Origin of the sequence: Rufibacter hautae (genome assembly GCF_008271695.1) — a bacterium.
GTDB lineage: Bacteria > Bacteroidota > Bacteroidia > Cytophagales > Hymenobacteraceae > Nibribacter > Nibribacter hautae.
The window spans coordinates 1,768,196-1,783,951 of record NZ_VKKY01000001.1 but is presented as its reverse complement, the minus strand read 5'-3'; the positions used below and the strand labels follow the sequence as shown (position 1 = coordinate 1,783,951).

General features: G+C 53.4%; 11 protein-coding genes. 6 read left to right on the top strand and 5 right to left on the bottom strand.

The genetic code is table 11. From position 1 onward, the window contains the following. Positions 1–106 precede the first annotated feature (106 nt). Complete coding sequence (locus tag FOA19_RS06915; protein ID WP_149090011.1) at positions 107–1,930, top strand: tetratricopeptide repeat protein; 1,824 nt, start codon at positions 107–109, stop codon at positions 1,928–1,930. Between the two features lie 88 nt (positions 1,931–2,018). Here FOA19_RS06915 and FOA19_RS06910 read toward each other — a convergent pair whose 3' ends face one another. Beyond that, positions 2,019–2,453 carry a PH domain-containing protein gene (locus FOA19_RS06910; protein WP_149090010.1) on the bottom strand — a complete coding sequence of 145 codons (435 nt, stop codon included), beginning with the start codon at positions 2,451–2,453 and terminating at the stop codon, positions 2,019–2,021. A 417-nt stretch (positions 2,454–2,870) separates the two neighbouring features. On the opposite strand from FOA19_RS06910, the gene recJ reads away from it, so the two are divergent. Both recJ and FOA19_RS06900 read left to right on the top strand, forming a co-directional pair. Next, positions 2,871–4,580, top strand: coding sequence for a single-stranded-DNA-specific exonuclease RecJ (gene recJ, locus FOA19_RS06905; RefSeq protein ID WP_149090009.1), 1,710 nt, complete (start codon positions 2,871–2,873; stop codon positions 4,578–4,580). Between the two features lie 467 nt (positions 4,581–5,047). Next, positions 5,048–7,972, top strand: a complete 2,925-nt coding sequence (locus tag FOA19_RS06900) for a S9 family peptidase (RefSeq protein WP_223808765.1) — start codon at positions 5,048–5,050, stop codon at positions 7,970–7,972. A 155-nt stretch (positions 7,973–8,127) separates the two neighbouring features. Here the strand turns inward: FOA19_RS06900 and FOA19_RS06895 are convergent, their stop codons facing one another. After that, positions 8,128–8,898, bottom strand: a complete 771-nt coding sequence (locus FOA19_RS06895) for a glycoside hydrolase family 25 protein (RefSeq protein WP_149090008.1) — start codon at positions 8,896–8,898, stop codon at positions 8,128–8,130. Positions 8,899–9,080: 182 nt separating this feature from the next. Between FOA19_RS06895 and lptB the strand changes: the two genes are divergently transcribed. From lptB to FOA19_RS06880, 3 genes are all read left to right on the top strand, one after another. Beyond that, on the top strand, positions 9,081–9,812 hold the full coding sequence (gene lptB, locus FOA19_RS06890; RefSeq protein ID WP_149090007.1) for an LPS export ABC transporter ATP-binding protein: 732 nt from the start codon (positions 9,081–9,083) through the stop codon (positions 9,810–9,812). A 333-nt stretch (positions 9,813–10,145) separates the two neighbouring features. Then, complete coding sequence (locus FOA19_RS06885) at positions 10,146–11,633, top strand: GH3 auxin-responsive promoter family protein (protein WP_149090006.1); 1,488 nt, start codon at positions 10,146–10,148, stop codon at positions 11,631–11,633. 505 nt (positions 11,634–12,138) lie between these two features. Continuing rightward, on the top strand, positions 12,139–12,759 hold the full coding sequence (locus FOA19_RS06880) for a cytochrome c (protein ID WP_223808764.1): 621 nt from the start codon (positions 12,139–12,141) through the stop codon (positions 12,757–12,759). A gap of 76 nt (positions 12,760–12,835) precedes the next feature. Here the strand turns inward: FOA19_RS06880 and FOA19_RS06875 are convergent, their stop codons facing one another. From FOA19_RS06875 to gltX, 3 genes are all read right to left on the bottom strand, one after another. After that, positions 12,836–13,597 (bottom strand): TIGR00266 family protein, encoded by a 762-nt coding sequence (locus FOA19_RS06875; protein ID WP_149090005.1) that lies wholly within the window; start codon positions 13,595–13,597, stop codon positions 12,836–12,838. Positions 13,598–13,611: 14 nt separating this feature from the next. Further along, complete coding sequence (locus FOA19_RS23300; RefSeq protein WP_190300304.1) at positions 13,612–13,971, bottom strand: hypothetical protein; 360 nt, start codon at positions 13,969–13,971, stop codon at positions 13,612–13,614. Positions 13,972–14,203: 232 nt separating this feature from the next. Continuing rightward, positions 14,204–15,742, bottom strand: a complete 1,539-nt coding sequence (gltX, locus tag FOA19_RS06865; protein ID WP_149090004.1) for a glutamate--tRNA ligase — start codon at positions 15,740–15,742, stop codon at positions 14,204–14,206. Positions 15,743–15,756: the final 14 nt, after the last annotated feature.

The window sequence follows — 15,756 nt, the reverse complement described above, 5'->3', positions numbered from 1 at the left end:
TTCCGGGAGATCCGTTTAGGGGCAGATTTTCAAAAATCGGGGGTAAAACAGTATATTGAACAGGCGTAGAATACGTTAAGGAAGAATAGCTTAGCTGGAGAATACCATGAAGAGAAAGTTATTGTTGATTTGGCTCCTGGCCTTGGGCTTTCTGGGCATGGCTGTGCCGCAGGCCAGCGCCCAGAGCGTTCCTGAGCAAATGGCCTTGGCCAAAGAGTACCTGCGCCAGAGCGAATACGCCAAAGCCGAGGCACTATTCGTGCAATTGGTGGAACAGGACGTGCAGTTCGGGCTGGTGTACCCAGATTACCTGACCACCCTGCTGGCGCTGCGCAACTACAAAGAGGCCGAGAAACTGGTGAAGCGGGCGCAGAAGAAGTACCCGGGCGTGTCCGCCTATGCCATAGACGAAGGACGCGTGCTGCAGGCCTCCGGCAATACCGCCGCCGCCGAGAAGAAATGGGCCCAGGTAGTGCAGACCGCCACCCCCGAGAACGTGTACGGCATCGCCACGGCCTTTCAGCAAGCCGATATGCTTCCATACGCCGAGCAGGTGTACTTGCGCGCGCGCCAATTGAGCGGCAGCGAGAAGACCTTTGCCGCCCAACTGCTCCAGCTTTATTCCTACCAGCGCAAAACCGATCTGTTGATAGAGGAGGTCCTGCGTCAGGTGAGAAGCAGCAACGTGCCGCTCACCTTCGCCCAGAACATGCTGCAGAACGCCCTCCGCGACGAGGAATCTCTTTCCATGCTGGAGCAGCGCCTCATGACCGCTGTGCAGGCGGAGCCGGATGCCACCCCCGTGCAGGAACTGCTTATCTGGACCCTTCTGCAGCGCAAAGACTTCGGACCCGCTTTGCTGCAAACGCGCGCGCTGGACCGCCGGACCCAAGGGGGCGGTGCCCGGGTGCTTTCCATGGCCGATATCAGCCTGCGCAACAAAGACTACGCCACCGCCATTGAGGGTTACACCTACGTGATGCAGCAGTACCGCACCGGTGAGTTGTACCCCATCGCGCGGCAGCGCATCATCCAGGCCCGCGAGGAACAGGTGAAGAATACCTTCCCCTTAGACAAAGAGAAGATCAAGCTGCTGGCCCAGGAATACGAAAGCCTGCTGCAGGAACTAGGCCGCAACGACCGCACCGCCGAGGTCATCAAAGAGCTGGGTGAGTTGCAGGCATTTTACCTCGGGGCGCAGGAGGCAGCCGTGAAAAACCTGCAGGAAGTTATTGCCATGCCCCGGGCCCAGCCCAACGTGGTAGCCCAGGCCAAACTAGCCCTCGCCGATGTGTATTTGCTGCGCGGAGAGCCCTGGGAAAGTACGTTGCTGTACAGCCAGGTAGAGAAAACGCACAAAGAACAGCCCTTGGGCTACGAGGCCAAACTCCGCAATGCGCGGCTCAGCTACTACAAAGGTGATTTTATACTGGCCCAAAGCCACCTGGACATTTTGAAACAGGCCACCAGCCGCGAGATCGCGAACGATGCCCTGGATCTGAGCCTGCTTATAATTGACAACACGGGAATGGACACCTCGGCGGCGGCGCTCAAAGAATATGCGGCCATTGATTTCTTGGTGTTCCAGCACAAGTACCCCGAGGCCATGGCTGCCCTGGACAAACTGCTCACCAAGTACCCTGGCCACAGCCTCACCGATGAAATCTATTTCCAGAAGGCCGAGCTGTTGCAGCAGACTGGTCAGTTTCAGGAGGCAGCCAAGAACCTGCAATTCATCATAGAGAACCCCAAATACGACATCCTCTCAGACGATGCGCTGTTTCTGCTGGCCAAACTGAACGAAGAAAATCTCAAGCAACCCGAGAAAGCCCAGGAACTCTACAACCAACTGCTGGTGAAGCATCCCGGCAGCGTGTTCGTAGCCGAAGCCCGCAAAAGACTGAGAAAACTGCGCGGGGATAAGGTCTAGAAGTCACTAATTGCTAGAAATAAAGAAGCCGTTTTAGATCCACTTTCTTGAAAGCAAGTCTAAAACGGCTTCTTTATTTTTTAGGATATTACGCCACCACAATCTGCGGGTTCACAGCTTGCAAGGCTTGGAGAAAGGCTTCTTTTTGGGCCGGAGAGAAATACACCGTATCCCAGCGATTATAGTTGATGACCACGCCTTGGAAACCCAAGGCTGGCCTGAGTCCCGCCCATAAATGCTGGTGCTGCTTTATCTCCCTGATTTGCTTGATAGGAATACGGCCGTGCAGCGGACCGCACCTGAACTGAAGCACTTCCCCAGAAATGCGGTAATACGTCCCAAACCAAGTCCAGAGCAATAGACCACTGATTAGGAGGCAAAAGACTACAGCACCCAGTTTTCTTAGCGGTGGTGTTTCTGAGCGGAGCTCACCTATTAACAAAACGCAGAGCAAGGCAACAGTGCCCCAGATAACCAGCGTGATAAACCAACTTTTGGAGGAAGAAAACTTAAGAGGAACCATAGCCTTACCGCGTTATGCGCCCTAAGGTAGAAAAACACCCGGAAAAACCATGGACGAAGAAACAGCGCTTTGCGGAATTTCTTTCTTCCTGAGAGGCAGTGATTTACTTGCAGGAGAAACGCCTTGATATTCCAGCATTTTGGGCCTGTTTTACAGAAATCAGGAGGGAAACGCTAATCCCGGAAGAAGATAAACAGGATGGCTAGGAACAGGAAAAAAGACAGATACATAAGCCCGTCTACCAGGCCGTAGTCTTTGTATTTGTGGTAAAAGGCTTTCAGTTTTTTCACGCACGTAAAGCTAAGGGAAAAGGATCTGCTTTTAAAAACACGAAGCCGCCAAAAGGAGTGCCCGGTTCTCTCGCAGATTTCGTATTTTTGCAACCTCATTTCACAGACCAAGCCGCAGCAACAGCCGATGCAGAAACGATGGGTAGTTAAGGAAGCGCCGGACGCCGCAAAAGTACAGCATATAGCCCAAAGCCTGAACCTGGTTCCTGCATTGGCAGCTATTCTCTGCCAACGGGAGATTTGCACCTTTGACGAGGCCAAAGCCTTTTTCCGTCCCTCGCTAGAAGACCTCCACGACCCGTTTCTGCTCAAAGACATGGACAAGGCCGTGAACCGGCTGGTAGACGCTCTGCACCGCCAGGAGCGTATCCTGATCTACGGCGATTATGACGTGGACGGCACCACCTCGGTGGCGTTGGTCTACGGTTTTCTGCAGCCTTTCTTCCAGAACCGCATTGAATACTACATCCCAGACCGTTATTCAGAAGGCTACGGGGTGTCGTTCCAAGGTATAGACTACGCCCAGGAGAATGGCTTCAGCCTGATTATCTCTCTGGACTGCGGTGTGAAATCCATTGACAAGGTAGCCTACGCCAACACCAAAGGCGTGGACTTCATCATCTGCGACCACCACTTGCCCGATGAAGAACTGCCCCAAGCCATCGCCGTGCTGGACGCCAAACGCGCCGATTGCCCGTACCCCTACAAAGAACTGGCCGGCTGCGGCGTAGGCTTCAAGTTCATGCAGGCCTTCTGCCAGCAGCAGGGCTTTGACGAGGAACCGCTGTTCCAGCTCTTGGACTTGGTGGTGGTAAGCATCGCTGCCGATATTGTACCCATCACCGGTGAGAACCGCATTCTGGCGTACCATGGGTTGCAGCGCATGAACAACGCACCCCTGCGCCCCGGCTTGACCGCCTTGAAAGAACTCGCCGAGTTGCGCAGTGAACTGGACATCACCCAAATTGTATTCGGGTTTGCGCCGCGCATCAACGCCGCCGGCCGTATGGGCGATGCCAAGCGCTCAGTGGCCATGCTGCTGGCCAAAACGAAGGAAGAGGCTTTTGACATGGTGCAGAAGATCAACGTGTCCAACTCAGAGCGCCGCGGCCATGACACCAGCATCACCAAAGAGGCCCTGCAGATGATTGAGGACGATGACTTCCTGCGTAGCGCCCGCTCCACGGTCTTGTTCAAGGAGAGTTGGCACAAAGGCGTGGTGGGCATTGTGGCCTCCCGTTGCATTGAGAAATACTACCGGCCCACCATCATCCTCACGGAGTCCAACGGCAAGGCTACCGGCTCGGCCCGTTCCGTGCACGGGTTTGATGTGCACCAGGCTATCCTGGCGTGCTCAGACCTGCTGGATCAGTTCGGCGGGCACATGTACGCCGCTGGGCTTACGCTTCCTGTGGAAAACGTGCCGGCGTTTAGGGCCCGTTTTGAGCAAATCGTGACCCAAACCATCCGGGAGGAGCAGCGAGTGCCCATGGTAGAGATCGATAGTCCGCTGGAGTTTCACCAGATCAACCAGAAGTTCTTCAACATCCTCAAACAGATGGAGCCGTTCGGACCGGGCAACATGGCGCCCGTGTTCATGAGCACCTGCGTATACGACACCGGCTCGGCCCGCGTGGTAGGGGATGCCCACCTCAAACTTCGCCTCACCCAGGACGGCGAAACCTTCTTTGACGCCATCGCCTTCGGGATGGCCGAGTACTATCCGCGCATCCAGAAAGGCATTCCGTTTGATGTCTGCTACGCCGTAGAAGAGAACGTTTTCCGGGGCAACGTAACCCTGCAACTGCGCATCAAAGACATCCGCTTCGCGAGTTAATCAAAATCTCTTACTGGTATTTTAAGCCTGTTTTTCCTAAAAGCAGTCAAAGAATGTAGGGGCAATCCCTTGTGGTTGCCCTTGGCCGTTGGCACTGATCTAAACAATTGATTTTCTTACTGACTGTTCCTCTTTGTAGCTTATCCCTATATAAAACGCCTCTATTATGGTGCCTACTGTTTAGGGCAACCACAAGGGATTGCCCCTACATTTTCTGCCATTTGCGCATACGCTCGGGGACTTTCATCCACTGTTGTTGGTGTTATCTTCAACAACTCAAACTAGGGCTCACCTACTACCAGACGCAATGTGGAAATCCCCTCCTCGGAGGGGTAGGGGTGGGTTCCCATTTCAAGGCCATTTTCTGCAAATCAGGTCAGATTCAGCATTTTGATGTGGATAAGTTCGCATGTGAGGGGCAGATGGTGTATTTTTAGATTTCCATCCTACACAAACAAGCTCTATTGATGATGAAACCCAGAATTCTTTTGGCGGGGCTCTTACTGAGCGCGGGTGCTTTGACGGCACAGGCGCAGACGCCCGCCAAAAAAGTATTGACCCATGACGTGTATGACTCGTGGAAAAGCGTGGAAGGCGATTCCCTCTCCAACGACGGGAAATACCTGCTGTACGCCGTGAATCCGCAGGAAGGCGACGGTGTGCTGCACTTAAGAGACCTGAGCCAGAACTCCGGCAAGACCTTCCCGAGGGGGTACCGCAGTGCGTTTACCTCTGACAGCCGCTTCGCCATTTTCCAGGTGAAACCTACTTACGCCGCTACCCGCCAGGCCAAACTGAAGAAAAAGAAGCCTGAGGAAATGCCCAAAGATTCCCTGGCCATCCTAGACCTGGCCAAAGGCAACACGCAGTACGTGGCGCGGGTGAAATCCTACAAACTACCCAAGCAGAACGGCGAGTGGCTGGCCTACCAAATGGAGGCGCCGCTGGCTGCCAAAGTAGCCAGAGACACTACCAAAACCGCAGCCCCGGCCGGCGCCAAAACAACCGCAAAAGCCCCTTCTGGCGGCACCGGGAAAAAGGAAGATGCTTCTGAGTTAGTATTGCGCCACTTGCCCACGGGTCAGGAGTACCGCTTTGACCGCGTCACCGATTTCCTGTTCTCAGACAAAGGCAACAACCTGTTCTTTGTGCAAGCCGGCAAAGAGGCGAAAAGCAAGAACGGGTTGTTCGTCTTCAACACCTCGGCGCGGAAAACCATGCCGGTGGATAGTGGTCGCGTGACCTACAAGAACCTGGTGGCAGACAAAGCTGGCGAGCAGCTGGCCTTTGTGTCCAGCAAAGACAGCACGGGCAAAGACATCCGCTACTTTCATTTGCTGCACTGGACCGCCAAAGACAACCGGGCCCGCGTTCTTGCCGATACCGCCTACAAAGGCATGCCGGCCAAGTGGATGGTGAGCGAGCACGCCCAACTGGGTTTCTCAGACAAAGGCGATCGCCTGTTCTTCGGGACGTTCCCGCGGCCTACGCAGTACGAGAAAGACACCACCAAGCTGGAGGAAGACAAAGTAAGCCTGGACGTCTGGACCTACCGTGATCCGTTGATCCAACCCATGCAGCTGAAACAACTGGACCGTGAGCAGAAGCGCTCGTTCCTGGCTGTGTATGACCTCAAAGGCAAGAAGATGGTGCAATTGGCTACGCTGGAGATCCCAGATGTGTCCCTGAACCCGGGGCGTACCGCCGATGTGGCCGTAGGCAGCAGCAGCGTGAACTATCTCCTTAGCGTGGGCTACGACACCCCCTCGCGGCAGGATGCTTGGCTCATTGACCTGAAAGACGGTAGCCGCAAGCTGGCTGTGAAAGGCACCCGCGGTACGCCTAGGTTATCGCCGGCCGGCAAATACCTGTACTGGTACGAGCCCTCGGACAGTTCCTGGAAAGCCATGGCTGTGAAAGGCGGCAGCCCGGTGAACCTGACCAAAAAGTTGAAAGTGGCTTTCTACGATGAGCAGAATGATGTACCCTCGTTGCCGGAGGAATACGGCCTCACCGGCTGGACCAAAGACGACCAGTACCTGCTGGTGAACGACCGCTACGACGTATGGCGTCTGGACCCATCCGGGAAAGCCGCTGCCGTGAATATCACCGATGGTTACGGTCGGCAGAACAACCTGCAGTTTCGCTATGTGAGCCTGAACCCTAGTCAGCGAGTGGTGCCGTCAGAAGATAAACTGCTGCTGCGCGCCCTGGACCTGAAAACCAAAGACGCCGGTTTCTTCACCGATTACGTGACGAAAACGGGCGCACCGCAGAAAGTGTTCATGGAGCCGTACAGCTTCACCAGCGTGCGCAAAGCCAAAGACAGTGACCGCCTGATCTTCCGGAGGGCCAACTTCAGGGAGTATTCAGATGTATGGGTGACCAACACTAGCTTCAACGCGCCGCAGAAAGTGAGCAACGCCAATCCGCAGCAGAGCGAGTACCTGTGGGGCAACGTGGAACTGGTCAACTGGCGCTCAGACGATGGCGTGCCGCTGGAAGGTCTCCTGTTCAAGCCAGAGAACTTCGATCCGAAGAAGAAGTACCCGATGCTGGTGTATTTCTATGAGCGCAACGCGGAGACCCTGCACAACTACCGGGCGCCGGCGCCAAGTGCCTCTACCATCAACATTCCGTTGTTCGTGAGCCAAGGCTACCTGGTGTTTGTGCCGGACATTATCTACAAAGACGGCTATCCCGGCGAGAGCGCGTACCACAGCATTATACCGGGCGTGCAGAGCCTGGTAGCCAAGGGATTTGTGGATGAGAAGAACATGGCTTTGCAGGGACAGAGCTGGGGCGGCTACCAGGTAGCCTATCTGGTGACGCGCACCAACATGTTCAAAGCCGCCATGGCCGGAGCCCCGGTGAGCAACATGACCAGCGCCTACGGCGGAATCCGGTGGGAGAGCGGTATGAGCCGGCAGTTCCAGTATGAGCGCACCCAAAGCCGCATCGGCGGGACGCTGTGGGAGAAACCCATGCAGTACATTGAGAACTCGCCGCTGTTCTTCGTGCCTAAGGTGGAGACGCCGCTCATGATGATGGCCAACGACAATGACGGCGCCGTGCCATGGTACCAGGGCATTGAGATGTTCATGGCCCTGCGCCGGTTGAACAAGCCCGTTTGGCTTCTGGTGTACAACGGAGAGGCCCATAACCTGGTGCAGCGCAAGAACCGGAAAGACCTCTCGGTGCGCATGTCGCAGTTCTTTGACCATTACTTAAAAGGAGCCCCAGAACCTGCCTGGATGAAGAAAGGCGTACCAATCCTAGTGAAAGGCAAAGAATACGGTTTGGAACTGATTGAGGAACCTGCCACTGCCACGCCAACGCCAGGGCAGCAACCCACTGCTCCAACTGTCACGCAGCCTGCCACTATCAGATAATCCGTTTCTAGGCTGATTTTCTGAAAACAGTTAAAAAGCCCATCCTTTGTAAAAGAGGATGGGCTTTTTTATGTGCTTAGAGTAAGTGCTTGGTTATCGGGTATGAAGCCAGAAAATCCTGTTTTAGCCATGATTCTTGGAAAAGAGCCCCAAAGCTAGTTTGACTGGGCCATGACCTGAGTAGCGGCAGGGGTGGCAGTTGGGGTGGCGGCGGGAACGCAGAGAGAACCGAGGGCTTCTAAATCGCCGTAGAACCAGTTCACGTCTACCGGAGCGTCAATGCCTTTCACAATGCCTCTTTCTGAGTACTGCCAGAAAACCATTTTGTCACCGGGGTGAATGGAAGGCTCTGCGTTCTGGTAACGGGCAATCCAGAAATGGTAATCCGGGAAGTGACCCCGGAGCTTGCGGTCATAGAACTTCTGGTAGCTGTAGATGATGGGTTTTACGCCGTAGTGCTTCTCAATCTCGGTTAGCCACTGGCGGATATCGCTGCGCAACTTGGCATCGGAGATCTCATGGGCGTACGCTTCCACATCCAGTACGGGGGCCAGATTGCCGGGCAGGAGGGTCACGGTATTTTTGAAATGCGCTATTTGCTTGTCTACGCTCACCCACGGCTGATAGTAATGGTAAGCGCCCCGTTTGATACCGTGCTGGCGGCTGAGCTCCCAGTTGCGGTCAAAGTAAGGGTCCTTCATGAAATCGCCCTCGGTGGCTTTCATAAAGGCGAAATTGATATTGGAATCCTTTACATGCTCCCAGTTTACCTCACGCTGGTACCTTGACACGTCAATACCGTGCAGGAACGACGCCGGACCAGACCCTGCGCTCAGCAGGGTCATGCAGAAAGTAAATAAGGCAACCGCCACTCCAGAGCCACGGGCAACTTTCCTTAAGAAGGAGAACATAGATTGTAAACGCATGGGTGAAAGAAGAGGTATAAGTTACAGCTAAAAGACAGCTTGCGCAAGAGATATCCCTATGAGTCAATCACTTTGTTTGAAAGTTTATACTTCAAAGCATAACCTAATTCTTTACACGTACGTAGCGGCAGCTCTTTTGCGTTACCGTACCACATCTAAGGTTTATTCCTTAATTTTAAGCAATGATTTTACGTTCTGAAAACCTGTTCAAAAAATACAAGTCTCGCACGGTAGTTAACGATGTGAGTGTGGAGGTAAACCAAGGAGAGATTGTAGGGCTGCTGGGCCCTAACGGCGCCGGCAAAACCACTTCTTTCTACATGATTGTGGGGCTGGTGAAACCCAACTCCGGACGTATTTTCCTGGACCAGGAAGACATCACCCAACTGCCTATGTACCGGCGGGCCAAAAGGGGCGTAGGCTACCTGGCGCAGGAGGCATCGGTGTTCCGTGACCTAACGGTGGAGGAGAACATCATGTCGGTGCTAGAGATGACGGACAAGAGCAAGCAGGAGCGCCGCGAGAAGGTAGAAGAGTTGCTGGAGGAGTTCTCGCTCACGCACGTGCGCAAAAACAAAGGCGTGGTGCTCTCCGGGGGAGAACGCCGCCGCACTGAGATCGCCCGTGCCCTGGCCGTAGACCCGTCGTTTGTGTTGCTGGATGAGCCGTTTGCCGGGGTAGACCCCATTGCGGTAGAGGAGATCCAGACCATCGTGGCCAAGCTAAAAACCAAGAACATCGGCATCCTCATCACCGACCACAACGTGAACGAGACGCTTTCCATCGTAGACCGCGCCTATCTGCTTTTTGAGGGTAAAATTCTGAAAGCCGGCTCAGCCGAGGAGTTAGCCGCCGATGAGCAGGTGCGTCGCGTATACCTGGGTAAGCACTTTGAGCTGAAGCGAAAGGTCTAGTTGATTGTTGGTTGCAAACGGAGTTCTTCTTTTGTCATCCTGAAAGGATCTTGCGGGCAAAGAAGGAAAGCTTCTTTTTGAGGTAGTTACCGCTTGCAATTAGAATTCTACTCTAGATAGGTGGTTTCCTGGCTTACATCGCTGGGTAGAAACTTAATTCCCGAAGAGCAGTACAAGCACATATTCCAACGCTTACAGCGGTTGCCTCTCTTGATCAATAGCCTCATCAAAGTGACTAATGACAACCTCAAAACGTAAGCAGGTCAAAACAATCAACAACTAACCATCAACAATTAGATAGTGGAGATAATCAATTCGCTTGTGACGTGGGTAATGAAGAAGAGGATCCACCAGATAGATCTTTTCCGGAAGTACCCGCATGATGTACAGAGTGAATTGTTCACAAACCTCATCTCCACTGCCCGTAATACCGAATGGGGGCAGAAATACGGCTATTCTGATCAACTGAGCGTGCGCGAGTTCCAGGAACGGGTGCCTATCTGTGCCTACGAAGACCTGTACCCGTACATTGAGCGCGTGATGCGCGGGGAGCAGAATGTGCTGTGGCCTAGCAAAGTAGAGTGGTTTGCCAAGTCATCGGGGACCACCAACGCTCGCAGCAAGTTCATCCCCGTTACCCCCGAGGCCCTGGAAGACTGTCACTACAAGGGAGGCAAAGACATGCTTTCCATTTACGTGAACAACTACCCAGACACCAAAGTCTTCTCCGGCAAAGGACTTTCCATCGGCGGTAGCCACCATCCCAATGAGTTCAACTCAGATACCCGCTGCGGCGATGTCTCGGCGGTGATCATGCAGAACCTTCCTATTTGGGCCGAGGCCATGCGGACGCCGCCGCTCAAAGTGGCGCTCATGGACAAATGGGAAGAGAAGATTGAGAAGATGGTGGAGATCACCGTCAAAGAAAACGTGACCAGCATCTCCGGCGTGCCCACCTGGACCTATGTGCTTTTAAACCGCATTTTAGAGGAAACAGGCGCAAAAGACATCACCGAGGTCTGGCCCAACCTGGAGTTGTTTACCCATGGTGCCGTTGCTTTCGGGCCGTACCGCGAACTGTTCCGGCAGATCATTCCTACCGACAAGATGAACTACCTGGAGGTGTACAATGCCTCAGAAGGGTTCTTCGGGATACAGGATGAGCCTAGCCTGAAAGACGAGATGCTTCTGATGCTGGATTACGGCGTTTTCTATGAGTTCATTCCCATGGAAGAAGCCGACCAGGAAAACCCACAGGTACTGACTTTAGATCAGGTTGAATTGGGCAAGAACTACGCCCTCATCATCTCTACAAATGCCGGTCTCTGGCGCTACAAGATTGGTGATACGGTGAAGTTCACCTCGTTGGCGCCGTACCGTATCAAAATCTCGGGCCGCACCAAGCACTTCATCAATGCCTTCGGTGAAGAAGTGGTAGTAGAGAACGCCGAGACGGCTATCACCAAGGCCTGTGAGGCTACTGGTGCCACCATCACCAACTTTACGGCCGCACCCGTGTACTTTGAAGGCAAGAGCAAGGGCGGGCACCAATGGGTCATAGAATTCTCACAGCAACCTTCCAGTATAGAGCGTTTCACCGAGGTGCTGGACCAGACCCTGCGCACCGTGAACTCAGACTACGATGCCAAGCGCCAGAAAGACCTCGCCTTACAGGCTCCGCTGATTACGGTGGCTCCTTCCGGCGCCTTCCTGAACTGGCTTCAGCACAAAGGCAAACTGGGCGGCCAGCACAAGGTTCCGCGTTTGGCTAACAACCGAGAGTACCTGGAGGAAATTCTAGCGGTGAACCAACTTTCCTAGCCAAAAAGCCAGCCCGCGCAAACTTGCAAAGTCAGCGTTTAAAGCTTGTTTTCAGAAAATCAAGACTGAAATACAGGTACAAACCAAGGTTCTAAGCCTAAGGTTTATGCGGTATTTAGGATAACTAGGCTCAAAACATAAGCATGTGATGTTAAGGGATAGGCATACATAAAATGATGTATACAAATGGTATTTATACATGGAATAGTTGTATAAATACATATTTCTCCTATCTTTATACCGATTGAGGCAGATCATAGAACATGATCGCTCTTCAACCAATTAGGTTGAAAGCCTGCTTCAAAGCTGCTCTTAGGCTTTCTGCCCAAGAGTGGATGCCCTAAAGTGCCGGTGTCTCAGTAGCCGGAGAAATCATTACGGTTTATCAAGAAAGTCCCCCGCAATTTCTAGTACTCTTCACGTGTAAACCAGAGCATAGTTCCGGCTAAGGAATCACTATGCGGCTGTAACCATTCGTCTTTCCAACTTTAACCCAACTAAAGCCATGAAAAGAGTTCTTGCCATTGTGTGTGCCGCCGCTTTGTTCTACAGCTGCGAAAGCAAGCCCCAGGAAAGCAAAACTGCCGAAGCCGGGATCGTCAGTGCCGTTACGCAATCATCTACGCAGCCTACGGCGTTGAGCCAGGAGGCGTTAAAAGAACGGGGAGAGTACTTGGTGACCATTGGGGCCTGCAGTGATTGCCATTCGCCCAAACTGGCACCCACAGATAAGATACCACCCATGACGCCTGATCCTGATCGGTATTTGTCTGGGCACCCAGCATCTGATAAACTTCCACCCATGCCTGCGGGCGCAGGAAAAAATGGATGGATGATGTTCAATATGAACAATACAGCGGCAGTGGGGCCTTGGGGTGTCTCCTTCTCGGCAAACCTGACCCCAGACCCCACCGGCATAGGAAACTGGACTTTGGATAACTTCAAGAAAGCGCTGCGCGAAGGGAAATACAAAGGCATGGACAACACCAGGCAAATACTTCCGCCTATGCCTTGGCCGCACTACAGTAAGATGAAGGACGAAGACTTAGAAGCCATCTTTACGTACCTGAAGTCTATAAAACCCGTGAAGAACGTGGTGCCCGCACCCATTCCGCCGGCGGTTTAGATTCTGATAAACAAAAAGGCAGCAGGCGTGTAGTGCCTGCTGCCTTTTTGTTTATGTTATCTATTCCAAAAAAACTCTACTCTAGGAAGCTGCTCAGCAAGCCGCCTTCTTTGTTGGCGTTTCCGCCGTGCGGCATCAAGGCCTGGATCAGTTTCTTCACCGGCATGGACTGAATCCAAACCCGCCCAGTGCCTCTGAGGGTGGCCAGAAACAGACCTTCGCCCCCGAATACCATCGAGCGCAGGCCGCCGGCCCGTTGGATATCAAAATCGATCCCGTTTTCATAAGCTACCACGCAACCGGTGTCTACCCGAAGCGTCTCGTTGTGCAGGTGCCGCTCAATCACAGTTCCGCCCGCATGGATGAAGGCTAAGCCATCACCAGTGAGGCGCTGCATGATGAAACCCTCGCCCCCGAAGAAGCCCGCGCCCAAACGCTGGTTGAAGTGCATGGCGATTCTAGTGCCTAGCGCGGCGGCCAAGAAACCGTCTTTCTGCACGATCAAGCCCTGCGGAAACTCTGCTAGGTTGATAGGCATAATAGTACCCGGATAAGGAGCCGAGAAGCCTACTTTGGCTTTGCCATACCCACGATGGGTAAAGTGCGTCATGAACAGCGACTCGCCGGTGATGGCCCGGCTGCCCATCTGCACCAGCTTGCCTAAGAAGCCCGATGCGGGGTTGGAGCCATCGCCCATCTTGGTTTCAAACTGAATGCCGTCTTCCATGAACACCATGGCGCCAGCCTCGGCAATCACGGTTTCCTGTGGGTCCAGTTCTACTTCCAGCACCTGAATGTCTGAGCCGTGAATGCGGTAATCTACTTCGTGGGATGTCATATATGAGGTTAGGTTTATTTTTTCTTCTTAGGGTCTGATGGTTTCCCTTTGTCAGAGAAGTCATCATCGGCCTCATCGTCCAAAGATGCCCCTTTTTTGAAGAAATCCTCCTCGTTCTCTTCCTCGTCCACGGTTTCCTCAATTGGGAACTCCTCGTCTTCTTCCTGCGGCCGCTTCTTGCCCTGGTCACCTACCAGTTTCTTGTCTGAGACGTTGCGGTCCAGGAAAGAGTTGAGCTGGTCAATGTTGAAGTTAGAGGTAATGTCCCCCAAGGGATTGATCTTGATCTCGAAGCCTTCCAGCTCAGGGTGCACCTTCGCTTTTTTTTCCGGTTTATTCTCTGGTTTGTCCTTGTCTGCTTTCTTCTTTGCCATAGTAGTAAAGTTTACGCCCAGGCAAGCCGCCGGGCCAGTTGCTTTTACTACAAACGGGAAATCTGGCAGAAGGATAAACGAATTAAAAAGAATCCGCCGTCATAAGCAAGCATCTGGGGCTTGTTTATAACGGCGGATTTCATGTTTGTCTTAAAACGTTTCAGGGCTGTTTTCTGCAAAACAGCTCCGAAACCGTATGTGTTATATTTCTCTGCCTGCGCAGAAGTTAGCGTTATGCAGCGTATTGGCCCAGTTTAGTTAGAGCAGCGTCAATACGAGCTTCGGTCTCTTCTCTGCCGATGATCTCAATAATAGCCATCAGGTCTGGACCTGCCTCTACGCCGGTCAAGGCGATTCTTAAAGCTTGCATTACCTGGCCAATCTTGAGGCCGTTACGCTCCAGAATCTGCAGCAACAAGGCTTTCACAGAATCAGCGTTAAACTCTGTCAGAGAAGCCAACTCGTTTCTGAATTCCTCAAAGGCTCCAGCCGCGGCAGCCGACCATTTCTTGGCAGCTACCTGCTCATTGTACTGCGTCGGCGCCACGAAGAAGTAAGCGGCCTCTTTCCAGAAATCCTGCGGGAAGGTCACGCGCTCTTTCATCAGGCTCACGATCTTCTCGGCGCGCTCCTCAGAGCAGGCAATGCCTTGCTCGGGCAGGGCCGCTAGAAGGTACTGGGCTAATTCTGCGTCTGGTTTGGCGCGCAGGTACTGCTCATTATACCAACGGGCTTTCTGGATATCGAAACGGGTACCGGATTTCCCAATACGCTCAATGCTGAAGGCTTCAATGAGTTCTTCCATAGAGAAGATCTCTTGCTGCGTGCCTGGGTTCCAGCCCAAGAAAGCCAGGAAGTTCACGAAACCATCGGGCAGGTAACCCGCCTCGCGGTAACCGCTGGATTTCTCGCCGCTCACCGGATCTACCCAGTTCAGCGGGAATACCGGGAAGCCTAACTTATCGCCGTCGCGCTTGCTCAATTTACCGTTACCGTCTGGTTTCAAAAGCAATGGTAAGTGCGCGAATTCGGGCATGGTGTCTTCCCAACCGAAGTAGCGGTATAATAGCACGTGCAGCGGGGCACTTGGCAACCACTCCTCGCCTCTGATCACGTGGGTGATTCCCATCAAATGGTCATCCACGATGTTAGCCAGGTGATAGGTAGGCATGCCGTCAGACTTCATCAGAACTTTGTCATCGATGGCTGAGGAATGCACCATTACCCATCCTCTAATCAAGTCCTTCAGACGAACTTCTTCTTTGCGCGGTACTTTCAGACGGATCACATATGGGTCACCGCTCTCTAATCTGCGTTTCACCTCATCCTCGGGCAGGGTGAGGGAGTTCTTCATGGTGGCGCGGGTAATGGCGTTGTACTGCGGGGTGGCTACCTTGGCGGCTTTGAGGCGCTCGCGCATCTCTTCCAGTTCCTCGGCGGTGTCAAAGGCGTAGTAGGCGTGGCCAGCATTTACCAGCTGCAGGGCGTAGTCCATGTACATGGGCTTGCGCTCAGACTGGCGATAAGGGGCGTGCGGACCGCCGTGCACCGGGCTTTCGTCCAGGGTAATGCCGCACCACTCCAGGGAGTCAAAGATGTATTGCTCGGCGCCGGGCACAAAGCGGGTTTGATCGGTATCTTCAATGCGCAGTATCATTTTACCGCCCATTTTCTTAGCAAAAAGGTAATTATACAGCGCTGTGCGTACCCCGCCAATGTGCAGCGGCCCGGTGGGGCTAGGGGCAAAGCGTACTCGTACTTCTCTTTCCATGTTGTATAGGTATG